The organism is Kitasatospora sp. NPDC056181 (assembly GCF_042266225.1).
In the GTDB taxonomy this organism is placed as follows: Bacteria; Actinomycetota; Actinomycetes; order Streptomycetales; family Streptomycetaceae; genus Kitasatospora.
The window spans coordinates 1-8,973 of sequence record NZ_JBHJUK010000242.1 but is presented as its reverse complement, the minus strand read 5'-3'; the positions used below and the strand labels follow the sequence as shown (position 1 = coordinate 8,973).

The window sequence follows — 8,973 nt, the reverse complement described above, 5'->3', positions numbered from 1 at the left end:
GGCTCCGCCGGAAGATCCTCTCGAATCCTTGACCCGATAGGTGGTCTATGCCAATCTCTCAGCCAGGTCTGGACCAATGCTCCGTGGAGGGGTGTTCGGGGCGGACTTGAGGAAACAACGGGGAGAGTGTCAAGTTCCATGCACAGAGCCGAGTTTGGCGCGACCTCACGTGCCGTCGAATCGTCCGGGCCCGCTGTGCGGACACTCGCGCGTACCGTTCACGGCCTGCTGGAGATCAGGGCGGCGGCGCAGCCCGAGCGGACGGCGATCAGCACCGACGACGGACAGCGGCTGACCTTCGCCGAGTGGCAGGGCCGGTCGACCGCGGTGGCCGCCGCCCTGGTCCGGCGGGGTGTCCGGCCCGGCGACCGGGTGGGTCTGCTGTTCGGCCTGCGCGACTGGCCGGACTTCGCCGTCCACTACTGCGCGGTGACCCGGGCGGGCGGCGTGGCCGTACCGGTCTCGGACCGGCAGCCGGCCGAGGCGGTCGCCTACGTCCTCGGACACTGCGAGGCGTCCGGCCTGATCGCCGGCCCGGCCGCCGCCGTCCCCGCGGGCCCGTGGTGGGCCACCACCCCGCCCGAGCTCGCCGCGGAAGCGGAGGCGGTGACCGGGAGCGGTGCGCGGACCGGTGCGGAGGACGGCACGGAAACCGGTGCGGAGACCGGGCCGCTGCCGTCGGTCGGACCGGACGCACCCGCCCAACTGCTCTACACCTCCGGCACGACCGGTCGTCCCAAGGGCGTCCTGGCCACCCACGGCAACGTCGTGCACGGCACCCGGCCGACCGCCCGGCACCGGCCGCTCACCCACTCCGAGGAGTTCCTGCACTCCTTCGCCGTCGGTACCAACGCCGGACAGACCATGCTGGTCAACGCCCTGGACGCCCACCCGGCGGCCCTGGTCGCCACCCGCTTCACCCCCGGCCGGTTCGCCCGGCTGATCGAACAGCGCAAGGTCGGCAGCGTCTTCGTCGTCCCGGCGATGGCCGCCGAGCTGCTGAACGCCGGTGTCCAGAGCCGCTTCGACCTCTCCTCGGTCCGGTTGCTCGGCTCGACCGCGGCCGCTCTGCCGCCCACGGTCGCGACCGCGCTCACCCGGGCGTTTCCCAACGCCACCGTGGTGAACTACTACACCTCCACCGAGGCCGCGCCCGCCCAGACCGCGATGGTCTACGACCCGGCGCGCCCGACCGCGCTCGGCCTGGCCGCGCGTGGCAGCGTGATGGTGGCGGGGCCCGACGGCCGCCCGCTGCCGGCGGGGGAGACCGGCGACGTCCACCTGCGCTCCCCAGGGGCCCAGCGCGCGTACTACCGCGACGCCGAGGCCGGTGCGGCCGTCTTCCGCTCGGGCTGGGTGCGGATGGGAGACGTCGGATTCCTCGACGAGGACGGCTACCTGCACCTGGTGGACCGCGAGTCCGACGTCATCAAGTCCGGTGCCCACAAGGTTTCCACGCTCCAGGTCGAGGCCGCCGCGCTGGAGCACCCGGCGGTCGCCGAGGTGGCGGTGGTCGGCCTCCCGCACCCGGTGCTCGGGATGGGCGTGGGCGCGGCCGTCGTCCCGGTCCCCGGCGCCGACTTCGACCCGGCCGGCCTGCGCATCTTCCTCGCCGAGCGGCTGGCCGCCCACGAGATCCCCACCCGGATCACCGTTCTGGACGCACTGCCGCGCAACGAGGGCGGCAAGCCGCTCAAGCGCGCCGTGCGCGACCTGCTCGCCGCGCCGGCCTGACCGGCCACCGTGCGGCCGGGCAGGGACCGGCGGCCCGACCGCGCCGCCGTTCGCCCACCCGCGTCTGCCGGGGCGCGCCCGCCCGCGCCCCCACTCCGTGGCACCTCCCGACCCCTGAAGCGAGTTGTCGATGCCTGACCGCACCCTGGACCCGAGGCCGGCCGCAGCTGCGGCCGCGGCCGCCGTCCCCGCCGCAGCACCCACCGACGCGCCTGCCGTCGACGGGTCCACCGACGCGCCTGCCATGCAGGGGCCCGCCGTCCCCGCGCCCGCCGTCCCCGCGCCCGCCGCCCTCGGGCCCGCTGTTCCCGCTGTTCCCGCGTCCCCCGCACAGCAGGGCGTCTGGATCACCGAACGCCTTGGTGCCGCAAGGTCCGGCCTCCACCTGCCGCTGCGGATCACCTTCGACCGGGTGGACGCCGCCGCGCTGGCCGCGGCCTGCACCACCGTGGCCGGCCGACACCCGGCGCTGCGGTCGGTGCTGGTGGAGCACGACGGCACCCTCGAACTCCGGCCCAGTGAGGCCGGGTTCACCGTCACCGAGGTCGACGCGGCCTCCGGCGGTCCGCAGGGCCTGGCCGCACTGCTGGCCGAGGAGACCGTCCGTCCGTTCGCCCTGGACGCCGGGCCGCTGGTCCGTTTCACCCTGTTCCACGGCCTCGACGGGCGTGCCGATCTGCTGATCGTCGCCCACCACGCCGTTTTCGACGGCGTCTCCAAGGACGTCCTGGTCGCCGATCTGGCCGCCGCCTACAACGCCCGGGTGGCGGGTGGCGGGCGCGGGCCGGAGGAGAACTCCCCTGCCGGGCAAGGCCACCCGGTCGTGCCCGCCCCGGACCCGGCGCTGGTGAAGGAGGCCGCGGACTGGTTCGGCCCGCGGTGGTCCGACCCCACCGACGTGCTGCTGCCCGGCATCCGGCGCACCGCTCGCGGCGCAGGCCCCGGCCAGGCCGTGACCCGCCCGCTGGACCACGCCGCCCTCGGCGCGGCCGCCCGCGCCTGCGGCGTGACCACCTTCGAGTTCCTGCTCACCGCCGTGCACGTCCTGCTGCGCCGCTACGGCAACAGCGATGTGCCGGTGGCCCTGCCGCTCTCCACCCGGACGCCCGAACTGGCGGAGGCGATAGGTCTGTTCGTCAACGAGCTGCCGCACCACGCGCCGCCCGCGGGCGAGACGGCACCCGGGTTCGCCGAGTTCGCCGCCGCCGTCCGGGCCGGCCTGCGCGAGCTGTACCGGTTCCGCACCGTGCCGTTCGGGGCCGCGGTCGGCGGCCTCACCCCGCGGGTCGGCCTCACCCCGGTCTCCTTCGGCTACCGGCGCCGCACCGGCGAGCCCGTCTTCACCGGCACGGACGCCCGCGTCGACTGGATGGCCTTCAACCACACCGCGCGCAACACCCTGCACCTCCAGGTGGTCGACGCCCCCGACGGTTGCCTGCTCAGCCTCCAGTACGACCCGGTGGTCCTCGCCCCCGAGGCCGCCCACCGGATCGCCGGCCACTTCGAGACCCTGCTCGCCGCCGCGATAGCCGACCAGGCGACGTCGGTCGACGCCCTGCCCCTGCTCGACGCGGCCGAACACCGGCTGGTCACCGAGGGCTGGAACGACACCGCCCGCCCGTACCCCGCGGACCGCACCGTGGTCGACCTGTTCGACGCGCAGGCCGAGACGACCCCGGAGGCGATCGCGGTCACCGCAGCCGACACCTCTCTCCGCTACCGCGAACTGCGCGAGCGCTCCGTCGAGCTCGCGGGACGGCTGGCAGCGCTGGGTGTCGGACCCGGCTCGCTGGTCGCGCTCCACCTGGACCGCACCTTGCGGCTCCCGGCAGCCCTGCTCGCCGTGCTGCGCACCGGCGCCGGATACCTGCCGCTCGACCCCAGCCATCCGGCCGACCGGCTGGCCTTCGTCCTCGCCGACTCCGGCGCCGCCCTGTTGCTCGCCGACGGCGAACCGGCCGCCGAGGTCGCCGCCGCCGCGCCCGTCGTGGTGCGGCTGGACGAGCCGACGGGCCCGGGCGAGCCGACCGGGAGGGTCACCGCGCCCGGCCCGCAGGACCGCGCGTACGTGCTCTACACGTCGGGCTCGACCGGCCGTCCGAAGGGCGTGGCGGTCGGGCACCGTGCGCTGGTCAACCTGCTCACCTCCTTCGCCGACCGGCTCGGCTCCGGGCCGGACGACGTCTGGCTGGGCCTCACCTCGCTCTCCTTCGACATCTCCGGGCTGGAGCTCTACCTGCCGCTGATCACCGGCGGGCGGCTGGTGCTGGCGCCGGACGGCCTCGCCCTGGACGGCCCGGGTCTGAACGCGCTGATCGGCCGTGAGGGCGTCACCCACGTGCAGGCCACCCCCTCCGGCTGGCGGGTGCTGCTGACCGGCGCCGAGGACCCCGGTCCCGGTGCCGTCACCGGGCTGGTCGGCGGCGAGGCGCTGCCGCTGCCGCTCGCCCGCGAGCTCCGGGCGCGGACCGCGCGGCTGTTCAACGTCTACGGGCCCACCGAGACCACCATCTGGTCCACCTGCGCCGAGCTCCCCGCCGGGCCGGAGACGGTCGGGATCGGCCGCCCCATCGCCAACACCCGTGCCTACGTGCTCGATCCGCACCGCCGTCCGCTGCCCGTCGGCGTCGCCGGGGAGCTGTACCTGGGTGGTGACGGCGTCGCCCACGGCTACCTCGGCCGGCCGGAACTGACCGCCGAGCGCTTCGTTGAGGACCCGTTCGGCCCGCCCGGCTCCCGCCTCTACCGGACCGGCGACCTGGCCGCCTGGACAGCAGAGGGAGAACTGGACTTCCTCGGCCGGATGGACCACCAGGTGAAGATCCGCGGCCACCGGATCGAGCTCGGCGAGATCGAGGCCCGGCTGCTGGAGCACCCGGCGGTCACCGAGGCGGCCGTCACCGTCGACGTGGACGCCACCGGTGAGGCCCGTCTGGTCGGCCACCTGGTGGCCCGGCCGGCCGATGGGGAGCCGCCGACCCCTGCGGACCTGCGCGAACACCTGCGCAGGACGCTGCCCGCCTCCATGGTTCCGCAGCTGTTCGTGCTGCTGGCGGCGATGCCGCTGACACCCAACGGCAAGCTCGACCGCCGTGCCCTGCGCGTGCCGGCGGGCACGGAGGCGGCGACCGCGGGCCGGTCGGCAGTGGCTCAGGTGGCAGTGGACCAGTCGGCAGTGGACCAGTCGGCGGCGGCTCAGGTGGTCGTGGAGTCGGAGGCGGTGGAGCCGGAGGGTGCGGAGCCGGGCGTCGGAACCGCCTCGGACCCGCTCGTCGCCGAGCTCGGCGTGATCTGCTCCGAGGTGCTCGGTATCCCGGACATCACCGCGGACGAGGACCTCTTCGACCTCGGCGCCCACTCGCTGATGTTCATCCAGATCGGCGCCCGGATCCGCAAGTCCTTCGGCGTGGAGGTCGACCTCGACGTCTTCTTCGACACCCCGACCGTGGCCGAGATCGCCGAGGCAGTGAAGGAGCAGTTGTGACGGACCACCTGAACACCGACCAGCCGAGAACTGGCCGCGACCCGGCAGCCGACGACCCGAACGGCAGTCGGCCGGATTCCGCACGTGCGGGCGGCCTGCTGGGCGTCCTGGCCGGGATCGTCTCCGACGCCAGTGACGGGGAGCTGAGCGCCGCCGAGCTGCTGGCCGACGCCGACACCCCGTTCGTCGCCCTCGGTATCGGTTCGCTCGTCCAACTCCGTCTGGTGGACGCGGTGGAGACCCGCTACGAGGTCTTCCTCGACCTCGACGGGGACGGCGACTTCCTGCGCAGCCTCGCCGCGCTCGCGGAGCACCTGACCACCGAGCACGGGATCGAGGATCAAGCGGCCGATGACAACGTGGCCGATGGCAACGTGGGCGACGAGCACGGGGTCGCGCAGGCGGGTGCCGGAGCGGGCTGAGCACGCCGGTTCTCACCCTCGTCCGCGCTCATCGGCAAGCGGCCGGGGCCCGTCAACCGTCAAAAGGGGCCCCGGCCAGCCATCCCGGCCAGCCGTTCCGGTCACCCTGCCATCGGTCGCTCCCGTGGTGGGCCTGCAAAGTCGCGCAGATCGTCCGCCATCCGATGTCCACTGTGAGGGCACTCTCGAATCCTGATTCATTTCAGCTGTCACACGTCTGTCGGTCATTCACATCAGTTGCTACAGTCCCAGCTTGCAGTGACCTTGTACGTGCCGACTCCCGCACCATCCACCAGGGAAAGTGGAGAACAGCCATGATTTCGCTTCCTCGCCGCATCGCCGCCGTGACTCTCGCCTCGGCAGCCCTGCTCGGCTTCGCAGGTGCCGCCACCAACGCGTCGGCCAGCACCGTCAAGTACTTCAAGGCCTACGGCGTCAACCCGGTCTACGCCGGCAACCGCGCCTGGGCGGCCGCACATGCAGCGGGGTACACCGACGACCAGTGCGGCGCGGAGAGCGACGTGATCTCGCCCGGCTACTGGGTGGTCGTCGTCACCTGCGTGAGCTGACCGGACACCACGTGCCCGGCCCGGCGGGGCAGCCGGCCGGGCCGGGCACTCCCCGCTGCACCCCGATCCGACCCCTGATCGAACAGGGGCCGGATCGAGAGTGCAGGCTGGAGACCCGGCAGTGGGATGACTCGGCCTGGTGGGGCGTCCACGGGGCCGGCACCCGGCGTGAGGGCAGGGTGCCGTCCGCTCCGGACGAGGCCGGGGGCCGGCCACCACCGCAGGGTGCGTCGGCATCGCGACCACTCCCGGCGGGACGAGCCCCGGGCGGCGAGTCGGATGCCACACCGTGATCGGTGGGTGAGGTCCCAGGCCCCCGGCCCGCCGAGTGTGCGGGCCGGGGCTTTCGTGTGCCCTGCGGGCTCAGCCCGTGACGGCCGCCAGGACGCGCTCCTCGACAGCGCGCAGGAACGGCTCGACCGCGGCCGCCGGGAAGTGGCGGGTGTCCACCAGTAGGGTCGCGACCGCCTCGCCGTCGCGGTGCGCCAGGCCGAAGAAGAACTTGCAGTCCTGCCGTGCCCACCGCGACCGCCAGCCGAACCGTCCGGCCGGGAGGTCGGCGGGCTCCACGGGCTCTGCTGACGGGCCCCTGCCGGCCCGGTCGGCGGCGCGGTCGGGGGAGCGTTCCGGCTCCCGGTGGTCGTTGAAGAGCGCGTTGAGGTCCATTGCGGTGCCGCGCCGCTTCTCCTCCGCCTGTACCGCGGCGGCCAGTGCGCCCGGGTCGTAGTGGCCGTGTCGGGAGGTCTGGAGCTGGGATCGCCAGGCCTCCCGGGCGAGTTGGTCGAAGTCGCCGGTCGCGCCCAGGACGACCAGCCCGTTCTGGGCGAAGGCGCCGACCGCCGTCCGCTGGGCCTCGCTCACCCGGTTTCCCAGGATCACCTTCAGCGGCACCGCGGTGGCGCCCGTGCGTGCGCCCAGTTCCAGCCCGACGGCGGCGAGGACGACCGCGCTGGCCGAGGTTCCGGTGCGCACCGCGGCGGCCCGGCTCGCCAGGTCCAGCCGGGGGCAGTCCAGTTGGCCCTCCCACCAGCGCTCGGTCTCCTCGGGGCCGGCCGTCCCGGAGCTCGGCTCCGCCTGGTCGGTCTCCGCCGGGCCGCCGGCCTCGGCGGGGTGGCCGGTCTCCGCTGGACGGCCGCTCGTCTCCGGGTCGGCCTCCTCGGGCCAGAGCGAGGCCGGGATGCCGGCCAGCTGTCGGGTCCAGAGGGCGAGGGCCGCCGCGCTGCGGGCGGCCGCCTGCGGGCCGGCCTCGTATCCGGCCTGCTCCCTCGGCTGCCGGCCGGGCACCGGCGGGGGCAGGGTGCCGGGGCGTCGGCGCTGCTGGGCGAGAAGGCGGCGCAGGTCGTCCCGGACCACCTGGGCTCCGGTGCCGTCGGCGGCGATGTGTGCCATGGTCAGGACGGCGCCGGTGACCTGTCCGTTCGCCACGACCGCACTGACCCGGACCGGGAGAGCGCCGCCGGCGAGGCCGTCCGCGGTCGCCGGCAGCTCGAAGCGGATCGCCCTGTCCTGCGAGGCGACGCGCTCCAGGACGGCGGACAGCGGCTCGCCTTCCGGGGCCGGGACCAGTCGCAGGTGCAGCACACCCGACCCGTGCAGCACCTGCTCCAGGGCGCCGTCGGACCCCGTGCGGTAGAGGGTGCGGAGCGACTCGTGCCGTTCCAGCAGTGACCGCACCGCCGCGCCGAACGCGGCCGGCTCGACGGGGTGGCGCAGCTCCAACGGCAGCGCGATGTTGAAGTAGTGGTCGTCGGGCGCGTACCAGGTGATCGGCGCCCAGATCGTCCGCTGCCCCCAGGTCGCCGCGGTGACGCCCTGTGCGAGCCCGTCGAAACGGACCTCCAGGCGCTCGTCTGCCGGCCCTCTGCCGTTGTCCATCAGGAGATCCCCCGTCCGCGCCCACCCGAAGTGGTTCAGACCAATATGTGGCACCGGATCCTAGGCCACCGGCCCGCGCGCGGCTACCGTCCACCGGGAAGCGGAATCATGTACCGCACGGTTGGTTTCTTGGTGGCCCGGATGCAGTCGGCCGACAGCGGAACAGCGGCAGCGGTCCGGAATATCGGGGTGGTTAAGATACGGGCTGTTTGGTTTTGTTCAATCGCTGTGGCGGGTGGGTGGTCGTATGGTGCGGCAGGAGCGGGCGGTGCGGACACGCCGGCTGATTCTGGAGGCGGCGGCCTCGGTCTTCGACGAGTTCGGTTACGAAGCGGCGACTATCGGCGAGGTGGTGGCCCGGGCCGGCGTGACCAGGGGCGCGGTCTACTTCCACTTCGCGTCCAAGCGGGAGCTGGCGCAGGGCGTGGTGGAGGAACAGTTCGTCCAGGACGTCATCCCCGAAAGGGCCTGCAAGCTCCAGGAGTTCGTGGACACCGGCTTGGTCGTGGCGTACCTGATGCCGCGCGACCGGCTGCTGAGCGCGGGGGCGCGGCTGTCGCTCGGGGCGGACGTCCACGGCGATCTGGGCGGCGGGGCGATCCCGGGGTGGATCGCGCGGCTGGAGGACCTGCTCAAGGCGGCGGGGGAGCGGGGTGAGCTTCTGCCGCAGGTGGTGCCGGCCGACACTGCGTGGCTGGTGACGGCGGCCTGGACGGGCGTGCAGATCCAGTCGCAGAAGCTCTCGGGCCGTGCGGACCTTGAGCGGCGGGTGGCCGGCCTCTTCCGGCACCTGATGCCGGCCGTCGCGGTGCCGGGCGTGCTGGCCGCGCTGGAGATGGACGCCGGGCGGGGTGCCCGGGTGGTCGCGGAGGTGTCCGCCGCGCGCCCG

At 74.0% G+C, this 8,973-nt stretch carries 6 protein-coding genes; 5 read left to right on the top strand and 1 reads right to left on the bottom strand.

From position 1 onward, the window contains the following. Window positions 1-195 precede the first annotated feature (195 nt). The 4 genes from ACFC1F_RS41635 (at window position 196) to ACFC1F_RS41620 (ending at window position 6,209) form a co-directional block, all read left to right on the top strand. Window positions 196-1,734 carry a class I adenylate-forming enzyme family protein gene (locus ACFC1F_RS41635; protein WP_376166818.1) on the top strand — a complete coding sequence of 513 codons (1,539 nt, stop codon included), beginning with the start codon at window positions 196-198 and terminating at the stop codon, window positions 1,732-1,734. Between the two features lie 130 nt (window positions 1,735-1,864). Then, window positions 1,865-5,218: an amino acid adenylation domain-containing protein gene (locus ACFC1F_RS41630; RefSeq protein WP_376166816.1), complete on the top strand. Its 3,354-nt coding sequence runs from the start codon at window positions 1,865-1,867 to the stop codon at window positions 5,216-5,218. Then, window positions 5,215-5,640 carry a hypothetical protein gene (locus ACFC1F_RS41625; RefSeq protein WP_376166814.1) on the top strand — a complete coding sequence of 142 codons (426 nt, stop codon included), beginning with the start codon at window positions 5,215-5,217 and terminating at the stop codon, window positions 5,638-5,640. Before ACFC1F_RS41630 ends, ACFC1F_RS41625 begins: the two co-directional genes overlap by 4 nt. Window positions 5,641-5,954: 314 nt before the next feature. Beyond that, window positions 5,955-6,209 (top strand): hypothetical protein, encoded by a 255-nt coding sequence (locus ACFC1F_RS41620; RefSeq protein WP_376166812.1) that lies wholly within the window; start codon window positions 5,955-5,957, stop codon window positions 6,207-6,209. A gap of 363 nt (window positions 6,210-6,572) precedes the next feature. On the opposite strand, the gene ACFC1F_RS41615 is transcribed toward ACFC1F_RS41620, so the two are convergent. Further along, on the bottom strand, window positions 6,573-8,084 hold the full coding sequence (locus tag ACFC1F_RS41615; protein ID WP_376166809.1) for a hypothetical protein: 1,512 nt from the start codon (window positions 8,082-8,084) through the stop codon (window positions 6,573-6,575). A 268-nt stretch (window positions 8,085-8,352) separates the two neighbouring features. On the opposite strand from ACFC1F_RS41615, the gene ACFC1F_RS41610 reads away from it, so the two are divergent. Beyond that, a partial coding sequence (locus ACFC1F_RS41610) for a ScbR family autoregulator-binding transcription factor (protein WP_376166807.1) occupies window positions 8,353-8,973 on the top strand: 621 nt, incomplete at its 3' end.

Bases quoted from the DNA above. Each gene is read 5' to 3' on its own strand.
- ACFC1F_RS41620 (WP_376166812.1), top strand. From the start codon at position 5,955: ATGATTTCGCTTCCTCGCCGCATCGCCGCCGTGACTCTCGCCTCGGCA.
- ACFC1F_RS41630 (WP_376166816.1), top strand. From the start codon at position 1,865: ATGCCTGACCGCACCCTGGACCCGAGGCCGGCCGCAGCTGCGGCCGCG.
- ACFC1F_RS41615 (WP_376166809.1), bottom strand. From the start codon at position 8,084: ATGGACAACGGCAGAGGGCCGGCAGACGAGCGCCTGGAGGTCCGTTTC.